The sequence below is a fragment of the Pseudoalteromonas sp. SR43-5 genome (assembly GCF_014163835.1).
GTDB lineage: Bacteria > Pseudomonadota > Gammaproteobacteria > Enterobacterales > Alteromonadaceae > Pseudoalteromonas > Pseudoalteromonas distincta.
Map to the genome: position 1 here is coordinate 1 of NZ_JACJEA010000045.1, position 18,054 is coordinate 18,054.

The window sequence follows — 18,054 nt, forward strand, 5'->3', positions numbered from 1 at the left end:
ATCATTTTGCGGGGCTAAACGTGTCGCTACCTGTGTTAAAAAATTCTCATTTACGACTGCATGGATGCAGAAGGTAGAGCAATGCAGGAGCAATTGCCGAGAACAACTAAATAGCGAATTTTTTGCCTAGCTATCAACACGTTTTTCCAGCCTCAAAATAGATCACTTAATTAAGCGAATTGGTATTAGTCTTTATTATATCCCTCAATAAATAGCATTAACGTGCTTAACCATATAAAATTCGCGGCAATTAAATATGAGCGAAGCGACATTGTAATGAGTAGAAAGATTGAACTATTAGCCCCAGGCGGTGATGTTAACGCGGTAAAAGCCGCCATTGTAGCCGGTGCTAATGCGGTTTATTGTGGATTAGATACCTTTAATGCACGTAACCGAGCGTCTAATCTTTCGTTTGATGAGCTTAACGGCGCACTTCGCCTAGCCCATGAATACGGCTGTGAAATCTTTTTAACGCTAAACGTAGTTATATTAGAGCACGAAATGGGCGCGCTATTTAAGCTACTTAACCAACTCGTAAATACCACGCTCGATGGCATTATTGTGCAAGATTTAGGGTTATTCAATATAGTTAAAAAGCACTTTCCTACTTTGCATATTCACGCATCAACTCAGTTAACCACCCATAACGAATCACAGGTTGAGTTTTTAGCGCGCATTGGCGCTACACGTGTAAATTTATCGCGCGAGCTTAACCTAACTGAAATTAAAATATTGACCGACGTAGCGCACAAATGTGATGTATTAACCGAGGTGTTTGTACATGGTGCATTGTGTATTGCGTTTTCGGGGCAATGTTATTCAAGCTCAGTAAGTGTGGGTAACTCAGGTAACCGTGGTCGTTGCTCACAAGCATGTCGTGATGAATACGAGCCAACGGCTATGGGTAACAAACATCCGTTAAACTTAAAAGACAATTCAGCCTATTTTGATTTACCAGAGCTGGTAGCCGCAGGTGTTGACTCGTTAAAAGTAGAAGGTCGCATTAAAGGTGCTAACTACGTTCATACCGTTATTGATAGCTGGCGCAAACAAATAGATACCTTTGTACAAACAGGTAACTTAATTGAAGACGATTCAAGCTTATACAAAGTATTTAACCGTAATTTTACTAATAAGTTTTTGCAAGGTGACATGACAAAAAACATGTTTACCGACAACCCGCGCGACCATAGCTTTGATCACGCTAACGAAAAGAGTAACGCGATTTCGGTTGTGCAAATTTACGATGCACAACAAGAGCTCGCCGCAGAAAAAAATGACATTGATACGTTAGTTAAAAAGAAAATTGAGTTTTTAGATATTTCAAAGCGAGAACTACGCTTTGAGTTTAGCGGTCAATTAAACCAGCCATTTACAGTAACACTGACAATAAACGATAAACACGACAACACCCTAGCAGAGCAAAGCGCTCTGCAACCTCTACGCTTTGAAGTTCAATCGCAAATGCCTATGCAAACCGCCGATAAATCGGTTGTTGATATTGCAGCTATTGATAAACGCTTTAAAACCTTTAGTAATGCCAATTTTGAAATTAAAAATATGGATTACTCAAACTTAGGCAACAACTTGAGCATTCCCTTTAAAGAGCTTGCCCGTATTAAAAAGCAAGTCGCGTTTTTATTAAACGAAGGCAAAGACGTACTCGCCCCTGTTGAACTGCCAAAACTAGTAAACCACCCTAAAGCCGATAACAAAACAACACTCTCTATTTTAATATCGGACATAAAAGACGTTCATCTATGTGATTTAACAGATGGCGATGTTTACTTTAAATTACCAGAGAGCTTTAGAACCGATAACGATAAATACATTAATGTATTTTTAGAGCACCCACATTTAATTCCGTGGTTTCCGGCGGTGTTAATTGGTAAAGATTTTGAAGAAGCGGTACGTTTGCTAGAGGTTGTAAAACCTAAGCTTATTATTAGTAACAACACAGGCGTTGCATTTAAAGCAGTACAAATGGGTATTGACTGGATTGCAGGCCCGTTGTTAAACACCACAAACTCTTATGCGTTACTTACACTACAAGAAGATTTAAACGCAAAAGGCGCGTTTATTTCAAACGAAATAAACAAACCACAAATGCGTAATATTAAACGCCCTAACAACTTTAAAATGATGTACAGCATTTATCATCCAATACTAATGATGACTAGCCGACAGTGTTTTTTCCAACAAACCGTTGGCTGTAAAAAACCACGTATTGACGCAAGCTGTATGCTGAGCTGTAAAAAAGAAACCACCGTTACCAATGTTAAAGGTATTAGCTTTGCTATTGATAAACAAAAAGGCGGCTACCCAAGTATTTACAACCATGAGCAATTTTTAAACATGGATATTGTGAGTGACTTTGCCGACAAATTTGACGAATTTATGATTGATTTAACCGACATTGGCTCAGGCGATAAAGAAAAACTGGATAAAGCCGTGTTACTTGCGCATTTTCAAGATTTAATTAACGGGCAAACACAAGCGGTTGAACACTTAAATAGCTTGGTTAAAGTACAAACCCGCCAGCAGTATGTTGAAGGCCTAAACAGCTAAGGTAACTAACATGACATTGCCATTATTATATTCATTACAACACTGCCCATACGCAATGCGTGCACGAATGGGTATTTTAATGGCAGAGCAACAAGTACTTCTACGCGCTATAAAAACTAAAAATAAACCGCCGCATCTGTTGCAAATATCGCCTAAAGGCACTGTGCCTGTTTTATTACTGCCTAATAACCAAGTTATAGATGAAAGCCTCGATATAATGCTGTGGGCTTTAAAGCAAAACGATCCGCATAATTTACTGCATACTCAAGACCCATTAGCACTTGAGCGCATGCTTGAGTTAATTAAGCTAAACGACACGCAATTTAAACCGGTGCTCGAAAAGTACAAATTTTATGCTCGTACAAAAGACATGGCACAAATTTATTATCAAAAAGCCTGCGAAGAGTTTATTAAGCAATTTGAAGTAAAACTAACCACGCATAAATACTTAATAGGCGATGAAAAAAGTCTAGCCGATTATGCCCTGCTGCCATTTATTAGACAGTTTGCCCGCGTAGATAAACACTGGTACTTACAAAGTGAATATACGCATGTTCGTGCATGGTTAAACGAGTTTTTACACGCCCCTATTTTCACCAAAGTCATGGCCAAATTTGATTTGTATATGGACTGCGGCGAAGAGTTTTTGTACGGCGTTAAAAAGCCTTAACTTAGCCTTTGTTTTATAAGGAATTACATTACTATAACTAGCTGTAAATCTTAGCATTGAATTATTCTCATCATCGGATTTAAGCCCAATATTTACGCTATACTGCCTCCCCATTATTAACAAACGCTATGCATTATGAACTACTCAAACTTTGGCACTAAATTTACACAACCCAACGGTATTACCCAATTAATGGAAGACTTAGGCGGGGCTAAAAACAGTAACAATCCTAATATTGTTATGCTGGGTGGCGGTAACCCCGCATTAGTACCACAAGTAAATGAGGTTTTTTTAAGTGAATTACAAAAACTTGTTGCCAGCAATAAAGTATCGCAAGTATTTGGGCTTTACGATGGCCCAACCGGTAACGACGAGTTTAGAGCAGCATTAGCTGGTCAGCTAAGTAAAGAGTACGCATGGGATATTAGTGCCGATAACGTAGCACTCGGTAATGGCAGTCAAGCTAACTTTTTTGTGCTGTTTAATATGTTGGCAGGCGAAATGCCGGATGGCAGCCATAAAAAGATTTTATTCCCCCTCGCGCCAGAGTATATAGGTTATGCCGATCAAGGTTTATCGGCTGATATGTTTGTTGCCATAAAGCCTGATATCGAAATTTTAAATACAGGCAGCACATCAAAACAGTTTAAATACGTCATTGATTTTAGAGCAGTTGAAAAAACACTAGCAAATGACAGGAGCATAAGCGCGCTGTGCGTCTCACGCCCTACTAACCCAACAGGTAATGTAATTACTGATGATGAAGTAAAACACCTTGATTTGCTCGCTAAGCAATATGGTATTCCACTCATTATTGATAACGCATATGGCGACCCGTTTCCAGGTTGTATTTACACCGATGCAAACCTAACGTGGAACTCAAACATTATTTTATGTATGTCACTTTCAAAACTGGGCCTACCGGGTTTACGCAGCGGTATTGTGGTTGCCAATAATGAGATTATTAAAGCAATTGGCCGCGTAAACGGCAGCATGGTTTTATCACCAAATAGTATTGGCCCAAGCTTAGTGACACGCCTAATTAACGACAACGAACTACTGCCACTGTGTCGTAATGTTGTACTGCCTTTTTATCGTAATAAAGCACACATAGCGATTGAGTTGTTTGAAGAAGTATTTGCCGAACTGCCTGTTTATTTGCACAAAGTTGAAGGTGCATTTTTTATGTGGCTGTGGTTTAAAGATGCAAAAATAACAAGCGAGGTATTGTATCAACAACTTAAAGAGCAAGACGTGTATGTGATCCCAGGTCACAACTTTTTTATCGGCATTGACGATGATTGGGCGCACAAGCACGAGTGTATTCGTATTAACTATGCTACCGATGCAGATACTCTAAAAAAAGGCTTAGAAGCGATTAAAAGCCTAATAAAGTAAATATAAAGATGCCGATATAAATATCGGCATCAGTCATTTAACTCGCTTATATATTCGTTTAAAATTCATGCAAACGCACTGTATCCCCTTTAAATTTATATACAAGTTGGTATCCTACGCGCCCTTTTTTAATAGCAATTCGCTTAATTAAGTGATCTATCTGAGGTGAGAAAATCGTGTCGATAACCAGGCAAAAATTTCGTTATTTAGTTGTTCTATATCAGAAATTTTTAACGCAATTAGCGTCAGATTTAATCCCTCAAATTGATTAAGTATTATTGCGGGTTGGTATAACATATGCCTATTAAAAAAGAAATCGTCAAGGAGCGAATACTGCTGCAAGGCACTTACTGTAAGTGACAGCTTTAACACAATCGGCATCGCGTATAAATATTGGTTTTAAACGTAAGATGTAACTTTAAATAGCAACATGCAATAGCACTATTAAGGTCAATTATGCGATTAGGACCAGGACTACTCGTCACCGCTGCCTTCATTGGACCAGGGACCATTACTACCGCCAGCGTGGCAGGTGCAAACTTTGGTTTTGCACTTATATGGACATTACTGTTTTCAGTAATTGCCACTATATTATTACAATCTATGGCGGCGCGCCTTGGCGTTGCCACCGGGCAAGATTTAGCTCAAGCGCTCAGAGCACATATTCAAACGCCTTTATTTAAATCTTTAGCTATATTTTTAGTCATCAGCGCCATTGGTGTGGGCAGTGCAGCTTATGAAGCGGGTAACTTAAGTGGCGCTAGCATGGGATTAATTGAAATATTCCCTCAAGTTAGCTCCCAACTATGGACACCACTTATTGCTTTTTTTAGTGCAGCTTTACTGTATAGGGGCAAACATAAAGTGGTTGAAAACGCGCTAATTTTACTCGTTATTTTAATGAGCTTAGTGTTTATCTCAACACTTGTAATGGCAGCGCCTTCACTGGGTGATGTATTTGCTGGTTTTATTCCTAGTATGCCTGAAGGCTCTATTACAACCATACTAGCTTTAGTTGGCACTACCATTGTGCCGTATAACTTATTTTTGCACTCCGGCGTACTCGCTGCTAGACACGACAGTAACAGCGACATGCAAAAAATGATTAAACAAACAAATGTTGATACAGGCCTATCAATCACTTTAGGCGGTGTGATCACTTTAGCTATTTTATCTACAGCTTCAGTTGCATTTTATGGCACCGATGCGGGGCAAATTAGTGCGGCCAATATGGCCGTGCAGCTAGAGCCATTGCTTGGTGACGCCGCTCATTACTTTTTTGCTATTGGTTTATTTGCTGCAGGTTTAACAAGTGCTATTACAGCGCCACTTGCGGGTGCTTATGCTGTGTGTGGCATGTTAGGTTGGTCAAACGATATGGGTAACTCACGTTTTAAAGGCGTTGCTATTGTTATTTTATTGTTTGGTGCTGCGGTGGCCTCACTCGGTTTAGACCCTGTCGCGGTAATTATATTCGCGCAAGCGGCTAACGGGTTATTACTCCCTATTGTTAGCACCTACCTTGTATGGCTGGTTAATCAAAAAGGGGTTATGGGAAACTACACTAACTCTTTGGTGTTAAACCTGGTAACCCTACCCGTTTTAATCCTAATTTTTGGGCTAAGTAGCTACAAACTAATTAGTTTAATTTTTTAATTAAATTCTAAAAACCATATTTAAAGGCCCCTGTTTACAATAAACAGCGGCCTTTATTTATTAATCACCAAATAACGTATAAGCCGTATTTATATTCACACATCTAACACGCTTTTTGGTTTTTAGTTGCCTTAACTAATTGCGAAAACGCCAAACCACCTAACGCGCCTGCAAGCAGTTGAGCATAAAAACCCCAGCCTCTTGCGCCCGCTATAATATGAATATTCATAATTGATTCAATGGCAATTAACACAATAGCAAATGCCACAATGCCAGCAATAACAAATAGCTGAGTACTGTATTTTTGAACCTTTTTATTAAGCTTTACAGTAACAAAAAAAGCGATGGCAAGTGCTACGGCAATAATAGCGCCGTAGGTAGGTAATAGGCCTAACCAATCATCAAGCGTTAAACTAGCACGATCACTAAAGCCCACCACTACACCTACATTAACTAATTGATTGACAACGTATTGGCTATGAAACAAGCTAGCAAGTGTGAATGTAAGTAACCAAGAAACTAAAAATGAAGGCAATATACGTGTTAAAAACGACATGGTTATCTCAACTCAAAATAAAGCTTTTTTCTTATACTAGTCATGCTAGCAAAGGCTTGCCCCGTAAACAATGTATCTCTTTTTTTACTTTGCTTTCGCTTTTTTTGTTTTCTGTTAATGCAAGCGCTGCGCTCCCAAAGGAGCAATACAGTACACAAACACTCGCTACGCAATTACAGTCTCCGTGGAGCATGGTTGAACTACCAAACGGCACATGGTTAATTACAGAGCGTGATGGCCACATAGTTATAGTTAAAAACAACGTGCAATCAAGAGTAAAATTAAACCTAACAGGTTTATACGTTGCAGGCCAAGGTGGTTTACTCGACATTGTATTATCACCAGATTATAACGACTCAAAAGAAGTTATTTTTACTTATGCCCAAGGTGATGCAAGCGCAAACAGGCTTGTTGTTGCCAAAGCCACGTTTAATGGCACTGACTTTTCAAAGCCTAACGTTATTTATAAAGTAGCGACTGATAAAAACACACCGCAACATTACGCAGGACGCGCCCTTGTCCTACCCGACAATACGTTATTAGTTTCAACGGGCGATGGGTTTGATTTTAGAGAGCAAGCACAAGTTATCACCAGCCAACTTGGCAAAATATTACGTATAAATCTAGATGGCACCATTCCAACAGACAACCCGTTTATTAATCACGAAAACCCGAACGCACACGCTATTTATTCGCTCGGTCACCGTAATCCACAAGGCTTAGTTTATGATTACGATACACAAAAAATTGTTAGTCACGAGCACGGCCCTGCAGGCGGTGACGAACTAAACTACTTAACCGCTGGGACTAATTACGGCTGGCCGGTAATCACCTATGGCAAAGATTACTCGCAAGCGCGTATTTCACCATTTACCGAATATAAAGGCATGCAAAAACCAAGTGTTAATTGGACGCCATCAATAGCGCCATCAGGCATGGCGTATTATGGCTCTAAACATGCAGCTTTTACTTCATTACAACAACATGTGCTTATCACTACTCTTGTCGATAAAAAGCTCTACAGCGTTAATCTGGCCAATGGTGAATTTACGCAGTCTCACGTATTTCCCAAGGCTGCAGGCAGGTTAAGAGATGTGTTTATAACTGATAAAGGTAACGTCGCAGTATTAACAGACGGTAAAGAGGCAAAGCTAATGTTGATGACAGCAAACTAATTCATAAAGCAAATAAAAGCCGCTGCGCTTTAAAAGTAAGTAGCGGCTTTCAATAAGCCACTTTGGTTAATTAAGTAATTTGCTCAGTAAGATCAGGGGTTAACCCCTTTAGTTTTAAGGTTAAGGTGAGCGTCTTTATTATGTTCTTAATAACGTTCTTGTCTCCAATTACCTTTGCATATACTTACTGTGCTTGTTATTTACCCGATTCTAATTGCTGTCTCAATAATTCAATAAGTTGAGTGTTAAGCCCGGTAATTTCTGCTTCTAGCACCTTCACTTTAGCCTGCGACTCTTCATCATCTTTACTGCGTAATAATGCAGTTTCCTGTAGTAGTTTTTCTATCTTTTCTTGTATTTCAGCAATCTGTTCATCAATAGGATCTTCTTCAGATTGTGATGCCTGACTTGCATCTTCATTGCCTGATAATTTACGTAACGCTTCACGATTTTGATCTTCCAGACTTTTTTCTTTTCCTTCTTCGGATATATCCACTTGGTCACTTTGAACCGCTGCTTTGTGCACAGTCGCTTTTTCGGTTACTTCATCAGCTACCACCTTTAAAATTTGTTTTTGCGGGTAAGTTTCTAAAGGTTTAGAGGTTATGTGAACTGACATTTTATCCATTTTAATATTCCTTGTTCCGTCAATTATTGGTGAGAAGTAGTTAACTATAAATATAATGCTTTACCAAAAGCCAATTGTAATAGCCCTTGTTTGATTCTTTGGCACAATTTGTTGCGCCTTTGTTCTTTGCAACAGCGTTGCGAATCAGCTTGATGAGCTTGTTATATGCCAATCCCCTAACACTTTATAGTATAAGTAATTGGATTTTTATAATTCCAATTGGAACCCGAAGTTTCAACTTTATCTAAAACTGTAAACTCTTTAATTTCTCTTCGAACACTCTTTGTTTTCATCAAAAATAAAAATATCCAGAGACTAAAGCAACAAAAAAATAATACTGCGATACTGTAATAATTAAAGTATGAAAAAAATATCGCTGAGGAAGCAAAAAATAAAGAAAGCCACTTAAAGTTTGGGCTAAACACTATGGTAACTTTAGAATCATCAAGCTGCTTCCTTGTATATATGAACATACTACTCTCCAACTACCTCTAGGCATATAACGAGCCTGTAGATTAACTCGTTTTTAAATTTGTTTTTATTGATAAACAAACCATAGCTGAGTTCCTATTTTGGTTCAATTGATTACTGTATTTTTACGCAGAATATAGAAGTGTTTGATATTGTTTTAATTGGCGTTTTGGAAGGGATTACGGGTGTTTGAGTGGCTTTTATTTAGAGTAAGAGGGCTTACCCTTCTTAATGCATCGTGTTTTGCAGCTTTTCTATATTATGAACAAGGCAATACAGTTGCCCCACCGTAAACCAAAGGTATTCACTTTCGTTTGACCCCATAAGGTCAGTTTATTCATGTCTTTGTTCACTGTAATGTTCCGCTTTTTATTTAAAGGAAAGCCGGTTCGATACAGCCGAGCCGTTTGCCATTCTTTAATAAACAGCTGTCGTCGACCTATGGGGCTGTCTATTTTTACTTTCATTTTGTCTACATAGCTCAGCTTTTTGGGTGATTCATTATTTATAATAATTCACTCTTCATGCTGTTTTTGTTGGCTTTTTTTGTAATAATTAGGATGGGTGGCATCCTAATTCTCGTTGTTAAGGGGCAAATTGTAGTTGGCTAAAATGTGAAGCGTAGCGGAACCAGCCAACTGTAATTTGTCCCGCTTGAACAGCTTGCTAAGTTACTAATACTCCAAGCAATAAACGCCTGATTCACTAGCCCACTTTTTAATTTCCGGTATAACTTTATCATCTTGAATGTAAAATATATTCGTATAATCCCAACTTTCAAAATAAACAGCCGAAAACTCCGGTAAAACTAATCTGCAAAATTTATCGGATGAGTCATTATCACCGGCAGGATGCAAATAATTATCCATAGATTCTTGAGAGCTGAATTCTCTAAAGGACGGGTAACAACGCTCCCATTTACCTTTAAATTTAAAATTCAATATTTCAGTGTTTTTAGACATAACCTTTGCGAAATCATGCAGTGACTTGTTTCGGGATAACCGCTCATTTTTATCAGGAAAATCATTTTGAAACTCTTCAAGAGTTAACCAATGGTCAAATACCGTTATTGCGACCCTCTTATAATGAGGAGTGTCTTCCACACAATAAATTTTAAATAGATCAGGAAATTTTTTATCTAATTTAACCTGCCTATTTTTACTTAAATTTATGAATTTACGCACGGACTTCCCTCGTAACGCTTTGCTAATGGGAAAATACTGCGTATTGGCCGGAACGGCCAGCAGTAATTTTCCCAGTGAGTTTACGAACGAAATTTAGCAACTTGTTATACCTTTATGATGAACTGCAAAAAACCAAAAAACGACAGCACTAATTGAACCTATGCTGCTACAAATTAATAGTTGAGTAAATAAATCTGATTGAGTGTCATTACCAAATGGCTTAAAGCCATAAATAAATACTGAAGCACAGATTAAAGCTGAAATAATGTACCAAGTTACATTTTTATAGTTGTAATGGCTCAACAACAAATGAATTGGTATGGCAAACAAAATTACCGAAATGGATGCAACAACCGTTGCGACGAAGGCTGCGGAAAGGGCTAATAGAAAACCGGAATACGCGCCTCCAGCAAAGCTAACTAAGAACAGAAGTAGTGAAATGAAAAAGACCACAACAATGGATGTTAGGCTAGCAATCAATATATGCTTCATTATTTCCTAGGTATAACAACTTTGTATCCGACATTTGTCGCTTTATAAACCGACAAATGTCCAAATATTACAAAGGTTCTAATTTAACCAGCTAATAAGGACTTGTAAACAACTAGTTAGCCGATATTTAAGTTTCCTTGATGTAGAAATACCCCAAAATGGTAGAGATCAGTAATATCGGACAAAAAAGTAATGAGCTATAAAAATAGGTGTAAGCGATATTATTAATAAGATAACTTAAATTTTTCTCTAAGCTTTTGCCTTTAACCTAAAACAAAAAAGCCGCTGTTTATTACAAACAGCGGCTTTCGTATTAAGATTTACAAGCTTAAAACTTGCTTAACTTAAACTTGATTTTTATTGTTTACCAATCACTTCAAGTCCACCCATATATGGGCGTAATACTTCTGGTACTACTACCGTACCATCGGCTTGTTGGTAGTTTTCTAGTATGGCTACTAGTGTACGGCCAACGGCTAAGCCTGAACCATTTAGTGTATGTAGTAACTCTGGCTTTTTAACACCTTCACGACGAAAACGTGCTTGCATTCTACGCGCCTGAAAGTCAGCCATGTTTGAACATGATGAAATTTCGCGGTATGTGTCTTGCGCAGGTAGCCATACTTCTAAATCGTATGTTTTAGCTGAACCAAAGCCCATGTCGCCCATACATAAAATTACTTTACGGTACGGAAGTTCAAGGGCTTGTAGTATTTGCTCTGCATGACCTGTTAACTCTTCAAGCGTTGCCATTGAGTCTTCTGGTTTTACAAGTTGTACAAGTTCAACTTTATCGAACTGGTGTTGACGAATTAAGCCACGTGTATCGCGACCATAACTGCCTGCTTCACTTCTGAAACACGGAGTGTGGGCAACTAATCGAATTGGTAAATCGCTTTCGTCGTAAATTTCGTCACGGGCACTGTTTGTAAGTGGTACTTCAGCTGTAGGAATTAAGCTAAAGCCGGCTTGTTGTTCGCCGTCATCGTTTACAAGGCCTAATGTGTGGAATAAATCGCCTGCAAATTTAGGTAATTGGCTGGTGCCATAAAGGCTTGCGCTATTTACTAGGTACGGTACATACATTTCTGTGTAGCCGTTTTTATCAGCGTGTGTATCTAGCATAAATTGCGTTAGTGCACGGTGCATACGCGCTACTTGGCCGCGCATTACAGCAAAGCGTGCGCCACTAATTTTAACGCCCATTTCAAAGTCTAAACCGTTTAGGTCTTGGCCTACATCAACGTGATCTTTAACTTCAAAATCGAATTTTTTAGGCGTGCCCCACGTTAAAATTTCAACGTTGTCGTCCTCGTCTTTACCCGCCGGTACTGACTCGTCTGGCAAGTTTGGAATTGCTAAAGCAATGTCGTTAATTGCGGCTAATACTTCATCTTGCTCTGTTTTAGCGGCATCTAGCTCACTGCCTAAGTTAGCTACTGCATCAAGTAGTGGCTGTGCGTCTTCGCCTTTAGCTTTGGCTTGACCAATTGCTTTTGCGCTTGCATTACGTTGACTTTGAAGTTCTTGCGTTTTTACTTGTAATGTTTTGCGTTTTTCTTCAAGTGCCGTTACCGTCGCTACATCGAGTTCGTAACCGCGCGCCGCTAAACGTGCTGCAGTTTGTTCGATGTCTTGACGTAAAAATTTAGAATCTAACATGTTAGTTTTTTAACCTTTTTGCATTACTAGCTGAAGGCCCAGCCAAGCCATAAAAATACACACCATCACGTTTAAGATGATATTGAGGGCCATTTTAATAAAGTGACCTTGTTGTAATAACAACAACGAGTCCATTGAGAATGTTGAAAAGGTGGTTAATGCACCTAAAAAGCCAATACCGATAAGGGTTTTGGCGGGGCTTGCGGTGATAATTTCTTTATCTATCAAACCGTACAAAATGCCCATTAACAATGAACCCAGAATATTAACCGTCAACGTGCCAAAAGGGAATCCCCTACCGAGGAGTTTTAGCATGCTTTCGCTAATAAAAAACCGTAAACACGCACCTGAGGCTCCGCCAAGGGCGATCATCATATAAAGTTTAATCATTTTCGTATCGTCTAAGTGGGCTTTGCGCATCGCGCTCTTTTAGGTAATCGAGTTTTTGTTTAATTTTTTGCTCAAGGCCGCGCTCGCTCGGTAAGTAATATTCTTTGCCGTCCATTTCAGGTGGTAAATATTTTTCACCTGCGGCAAATGCGCCTTCTTCGTTATGCGCATAACGGTACTCAGCGCCGTAGCCTAAGTCTTTCATTAAGTTGGTTGGCGCATTACGCAGGTGCTCTGGCACGGGGTAACTTGGCTCGTTTTGAGCATCTGCTTTGGCTTGATTAAACGCCATATACACCGCATTACTTTTAGGTGCGCTGGCTAAGTACAATGTAGCTTGTGCAATTGCACGTTCGCCCTCGCTTGGGCCAACACGTTGAAATATATCCCACGCGTTTAAGGCCACTTCCATCGCACGCGGATCGGCGTTACCAATGTCTTCTGTAGCTATGGCAAGTAAACGCCTTGCTACATACAAGGGGTCGCCACCACCAGCTAAAATTCGGCAATACCAATACAGCGCGCCGTCAGGAGAACTACCCCGTACTGATTTGTGAAAGGCCGATATTAAATCATAAAACTCATCGCCGCCTTTATCGTATTTGGCCAAATGTGTAGGTAATACTTGGCTAAGTACGTGCTCATCAACGTTGTATTGACCGTTTTGCTCGGACGTTAAATCAACTGCTTGTTCAAGTAAATTAAGTACTTTACGCGCATCGCCGCCACTTGCTTGGCATAGTGCCTTTTTAGCATTCTCGGCAATAGTGATGTGTTTTTGGCTTAGCTGCTCGTCTTGTTTAAGTGCGCGTTCTATTACGGTGTATAAGTCGGTATCGGCAAGCGATTTTAAAACATACACGCGTGCACGCGACAATATAGCGTTGTTAAGGGCAAACGATGGGTTTTCTGTGGTTGCACCTACAAATATAAAGGTGCCGTCTTCTATGTGCGGTAAAAAGGCATCTTGTTGGGATTTATTAAAGCGATGAACTTCGTCAACAAACATAAGGGTGCGTTGGCCACGGCTTTCTAGGTTGTCCCGCGCTTGCGTTACGCTGTCGCGTATATCTTTTACGCCTGCAGTTACCGCCGACATTTGAATAAGTGAGGCATCAGCATGGTTGGCAATTATTTGCGCAAGTGTTGTTTTACCCACACCAGGCGGACCCCATAAAATTAAACTATGGCATCGCCCCGCGACAATGGCTTGATGTAGTGGTTTATCACCGCTTAATAAGTGCTGCTGACCAATGTATTCATCAAGCGTTGTAGGGCGCATACGCGCAGCAAGTGGGCGTACATCGGGCCCAAAATTAAAACCTAAATTACTCACCGTTACTCTGATCGTCTATTTCAACACCTTCAGGAGGCGTAAATTCAAAATTGCTTTGATCAAGCGGCGTATTAACTTGGGCATTGTTAAACGTAAATGACGATAGCTGCCCTGAGTTGTCGGTAACCACTAGTTTAGCAAGCCCTTGCTCGTTACCCGCAAATGCTATATCAAGTTGTTCTACTTGGCTTTCTACGCCTTTATTTGGCGTTACGCTAAAGCCTGTACTTGTTGCAAGTACGCTGTATTTTTCCCACTGTGCTGGGTCTTTTGATGTCAGTAGCACAAATGGTGTTGAGTCGATTAGGCTGCTGGTTTTCATAATTGTTACTTGCTCAGCAAAGCTGTCGAAGTAATATGTTTTATCACCGTTTGATACAAATAACGTATCGTCTGGATTAGTTTGCTGCCAGCGAATCATCATAGGCTGTTGAAGCGCTATTGTGCCCTCGCCTTGCATAACTGCTTGGCCTTCTTTGTCTGTTACTTGTTGTGCAAACTGCGCTTTAAAGCTTTTTAAAGTGGCAAGTCTGTCTTGTAATGCTTGGCTGTCGTCAGCAAAGCTTGGTGCGGCAAGTACGCTGCCTAACACTAATAATAAGGCGTTAACTTTTTTCATGAATTTGCTCCATTAGGTACTAATACATCGCGAGCACCGTTATGACCTGGTGAACTCACGATACCCGATGTTTCCATTTGTTCTACTAAACGTGCTGCGCGGTTATAGCCAACACGTAATTTACGTTGCACTGACGATACCGATACTTTGCCGGTTTCAATTACAAACGACACAGCTTCGTCGTATAACGGATCAGATTCTTCATCTGCATTTTCGCTAGCTTCACCCGGTAATAAAATATCTTCAGTGGCATCGCCATTTAGTATTTCGTCAATGTAATTTGGTTTAGCACGTGCTTTCCAATCGTTTACTACGGCGTGTACTTCGTGGTCGTCTACAAACGCGCCATGCACACGCTCTGGTACGCTAGTGCCTGGCGGTAAATAAAGCATGTCGCCCATGCCTAGTAAGTTTTCTGCGCCTTGTTGGTCAAGTATTGTCCGTGAATCTATTTTGCTCGATACCTGAAACGCCATACGTGTTGGAATATTAGCTTTAATTAAGCCGGTAATTACATCAACTGACGGGCGCTGCGTAGCAAGCACTAAGTGAATCCCTGCCGCACGTGCTTTTTGAGCAATACGTGCAATAAGTTCTTCTACTTTTTTACCTACAATCATCATCATGTCGGCAAATTCGTCTATTACTACAACAATACTTGGTAATTTACCTAGCTCGTCGGGGCCTTCTTTCATGCCATCGGTGTCTTTAAATAATGGATCAAGAATTGGGTAACCCGCTTCATTGGCTTCAAGCACTTTTTGGTTGTAACCTTTTAAGTTACGCACACCCAATGCTGACATTAATTTATAACGACGTTCCATTTCGCCTACACACCAACGCAGTGCGTTAGCAGCTTCTTTCATATCGGTAACTACTTCACACAATAAATGCGGAATGCCTTCGTATACTGAAAGCTCAAGCATTTTAGGGTCAATCATGATCATACGTACATCGTCAGGACCCGATTTGTAAAGCAAGCTTACTATCATGACATTAACGCCCACTGATTTACCTGAACCAGTTGTACCGGCTACCAATAAATGTGGCATTTTACCTAAGTCAGCACATACCGGCTGACCAGCAATGTCTTTACCAAGCACCATGGTAAGAGGCGACGGATTTTGCTCAAATTTAGGGGCGTTTATTACTTCTGATAAACGAACTATTTCACGGTGTTTATTTGGAAGCTCAATACCAACATAGGTTTTACCTGGGATAACTTCTACAACACGTACACTAATTGCCGAAAGCGAGCGGGCTAAATCTTTAGCTAAGCCTGTAATTTTAGACACTTTAATACCTGGCGCTAAATCTAGCTCAAAACGCGTAACAACGGGGCCTGGGTATACCGCTACTACGGTTGCTTGTACGTTAAAGTCGAGAAGTTTTGTCTCTACTAGGCGCGATACGCTATCAAGCTCTTCTTGCGAAATTGGGTTTTTAGCTTTATCCGGTCTGTCGAGTAAATCGAGCGATGGTAATGGCCCTGGTGGTGGCTCTTGCGTTAATAATTGCTCAAACTTTTCTTTTGCTGTTGGTGGTGGTTGATATTGCGCTTTTGGTTTAGGCATTGGTCTTGCTGGCGATACCACCGTTGTAACTGGTTTTTCAGGCTCCACAACTGGGCTTTGATCAAGCGCATTTAATGCAGCAGCCGTGTCCATTGGTTCGTCATCTATTGCGCTAAAGCCAATTTCTTGATCGAGTATATCGTCAAGTTCATCAAACGGCATAAAGTCATCACTGATTTGTGGTTCACTAAACGGTGTTTGAGGCTTATCTATTGCTTTTTGTTTATCTGCTTTTTTAGCTGATGTAGGCAGCTCTATCTGCTCTTTTATATCGTCTTCAAAATGGGCGTCTGCTTCATCGTTATTATTTACTTTACCTGCAGTATGTTCTCGGTGCATCCAGCCTTTTGCATACGATACAACATAGCAATAAAGCCTAACCATTAAATCGCCAAGGTAATCTACAAAATCAACCCACGATACTCCCGTCAATAAGGTAAGCCCTGCAAAAAAGAAACACAGCAATAATATAGATGTACCGGTAAAGTTAAACGCAGGCATCATGGCTGATGCAATAACATCGCCCACTACCCCACCCGATGAAAAGTTATAAATATCGTCGAAATTAATACTACTAATAGCGGTAGCTGAGGTAATAAATAAGGCAAAACCAATAACACGCAGCGCTAAGGTAGTGTAATCAAGCTGTAAAATGCGGTGAGGTTGTTTAAATAGCAAGTAGCCAAATAGCTGAATGGCCGCTGGCACTAAGTAAGCCAACCAACCAAAGGTGAGTAATAAAATGTCGGCTATCCATGCACCGGCTGCTCCTGTGATGTTGCTTACTTCGCTAAAACTAGTTTGCGACCATGCAGCATCTGCTGGATCAAAGCTGATCAAGGCACATAAAATAAATATTGCCGTAAAGGTGCTGATAATCAGCCCTGTTTCTAATAGTCTTTGCACACCGTTTAGGCGCATAGTTCCCTATTCCTCTTTATTATTCTATTTTTATTCACACTTACTTAGCAGTGAAATACCTTAGCAGGAAATGCAATTTGTTGCACTTTATCTTAACCTTGATGGCCTGATTATGAACAAGTTTTTATAATTTGAGCTTATATAAGCAAATGACGCAGTTAATATAAATAACCTCAAGTAATATAAGGACGAATAATTACGCCTTCTTCACCTTTTACTTCTTCCATTACTACATAAGTTCGGCTTTCACTTACGTTTGGCAGTTTCAATAGTATGTCGCCTAATACGCCACGGTATTCTGACATATCATTTACGCGCGTTTTAAGTAAAAAATCAAAATTACCCGATACTAAATGACATTCAATAATTTCTTCGTGCTTTTTAACCGCAGCACTAAACTCATCAAATACGTCGGGAGATGTTTTAGTAATCGTTACTTCTACATACACCGATAAACCTTGCCCAAGCTTAGCGGGATCGACCACCGCTTTATAGCCAAGTATATAACCTTCTCGTTCTAGCTTTTTTACTCGCTCCAAGCAGGGCGTGGCGCTTAGGCCAACTCGTCTGGCCAGTTCTACGTTCGACAAGCGTCCATCGTGTTGTAATTCCATTAAAATTTTACGGTCAATTCTATCTAATAATTGATGCATAGTGCCAACTAGTTTTTTATGCTGTTTATTTTTATTATCTAGATGATAACACTAGATTTGAGTTTAAAAAAGGTGAGACACACGGGCTTATGATGAATATA

At 40.0% G+C, this 18,054-nt stretch carries 15 protein-coding genes; 5 read left to right on the forward strand and 10 right to left on the reverse strand.

Features of this window, described 5'->3' with window-relative positions:
• The first annotated feature begins 276 nt into the window (after positions 1–276).
• From H5090_RS19080 to H5090_RS19095, 4 genes are all read left to right on the forward strand, one after another.
• Complete coding sequence (locus H5090_RS19080; RefSeq protein WP_182696484.1) at positions 277–2,568, forward strand: peptidase U32 family protein; 2,292 nt, start codon at positions 277–279, stop codon at positions 2,566–2,568.
• Positions 2,569–2,578: 10 nt separating this feature from the next.
• Entirely contained in the window at positions 2,579–3,238 is a 660-nt protein-coding gene (locus H5090_RS19085; protein ID WP_182696485.1) for a glutathione S-transferase, read from the forward strand.
• A gap of 135 nt (positions 3,239–3,373) precedes the next feature.
• Positions 3,374–4,636 carry a valine--pyruvate transaminase gene (locus H5090_RS19090; RefSeq protein WP_182696486.1) on the forward strand — a complete coding sequence of 421 codons (1,263 nt, stop codon included), beginning with the start codon at positions 3,374–3,376 and terminating at the stop codon, positions 4,634–4,636.
• Between the two features lie 456 nt (positions 4,637–5,092).
• On the forward strand, positions 5,093–6,292 hold the full coding sequence (locus H5090_RS19095; protein ID WP_182696487.1) for an Nramp family divalent metal transporter: 1,200 nt from the start codon (positions 5,093–5,095) through the stop codon (positions 6,290–6,292).
• A 103-nt stretch (positions 6,293–6,395) separates the two neighbouring features.
• Here the strand turns inward: H5090_RS19095 and H5090_RS19100 are convergent, their stop codons facing one another.
• Positions 6,396–6,848 carry a hypothetical protein gene (locus tag H5090_RS19100; RefSeq protein ID WP_169043744.1) on the reverse strand — a complete coding sequence of 151 codons (453 nt, stop codon included), beginning with the start codon at positions 6,846–6,848 and terminating at the stop codon, positions 6,396–6,398.
• Here H5090_RS19100 and H5090_RS19105 point away from each other — a divergent pair.
• Complete coding sequence (locus H5090_RS19105; RefSeq protein ID WP_182696488.1) at positions 6,833–8,023, forward strand: PQQ-dependent sugar dehydrogenase; 1,191 nt, start codon at positions 6,833–6,835, stop codon at positions 8,021–8,023. The two genes, H5090_RS19100 and H5090_RS19105, sit on opposite strands and share 16 nt — an antisense overlap.
• 196 nt (positions 8,024–8,219) lie before the next feature.
• Here the strand turns inward: H5090_RS19105 and H5090_RS19110 are convergent, their stop codons facing one another.
• From H5090_RS19110 to lrp, 9 genes are all read right to left on the reverse strand, one after another.
• A complete protein-coding gene (locus H5090_RS19110; RefSeq protein ID WP_010552631.1) occupies positions 8,220–8,651 on the reverse strand; it encodes a hypothetical protein in 432 nt (143 codons plus the stop codon).
• A gap of 1,145 nt (positions 8,652–9,796) precedes the next feature.
• Entirely contained in the window at positions 9,797–10,306 is a 510-nt protein-coding gene (locus tag H5090_RS19115) for a hypothetical protein (protein WP_169043749.1), read from the reverse strand.
• 93 nt (positions 10,307–10,399) lie between these two features.
• Positions 10,400–10,798 (reverse strand): hypothetical protein, encoded by a 399-nt coding sequence (locus tag H5090_RS19120; protein ID WP_182696489.1) that lies wholly within the window; start codon positions 10,796–10,798, stop codon positions 10,400–10,402.
• Positions 10,799–11,155: 357 nt separating this feature from the next.
• A complete protein-coding gene (gene serS / locus H5090_RS19125) occupies positions 11,156–12,460 on the reverse strand; it encodes a serine--tRNA ligase (RefSeq protein WP_182696490.1) in 1,305 nt (434 codons plus the stop codon).
• Positions 12,461–12,469: 9 nt separating this feature from the next.
• Positions 12,470–12,850, reverse strand: coding sequence for a fluoride efflux transporter CrcB (crcB, locus tag H5090_RS19130; RefSeq protein WP_021032117.1), 381 nt, complete (start codon positions 12,848–12,850; stop codon positions 12,470–12,472).
• On the reverse strand, positions 12,843–14,186 hold the full coding sequence (locus H5090_RS19135) for a replication-associated recombination protein A (protein ID WP_182696491.1): 1,344 nt from the start codon (positions 14,184–14,186) through the stop codon (positions 12,843–12,845). The genes crcB and H5090_RS19135 overlap by 8 nt, the downstream gene beginning before the upstream one ends.
• Positions 14,179–14,805, reverse strand: a complete 627-nt coding sequence (gene lolA, locus H5090_RS19140) for an outer membrane lipoprotein chaperone LolA (RefSeq protein WP_024606099.1) — start codon at positions 14,803–14,805, stop codon at positions 14,179–14,181. The genes H5090_RS19135 and lolA overlap by 8 nt, the downstream gene beginning before the upstream one ends.
• The gene (locus H5090_RS19145; RefSeq protein WP_182696492.1) at positions 14,802–17,300 is read right to left on the reverse strand and encodes a DNA translocase FtsK; all 2,499 of its coding nucleotides are present in this window, start codon (positions 17,298–17,300) and stop codon (positions 14,802–14,804) included. Before H5090_RS19145 ends, lolA begins: the two co-directional genes overlap by 4 nt.
• Positions 17,301–17,473: 173 nt before the next feature.
• Positions 17,474–17,953 carry a leucine-responsive transcriptional regulator Lrp gene (lrp, locus tag H5090_RS19150; RefSeq protein WP_007582985.1) on the reverse strand — a complete coding sequence of 160 codons (480 nt, stop codon included), beginning with the start codon at positions 17,951–17,953 and terminating at the stop codon, positions 17,474–17,476.
• Positions 17,954–18,054: the final 101 nt, after the last annotated feature.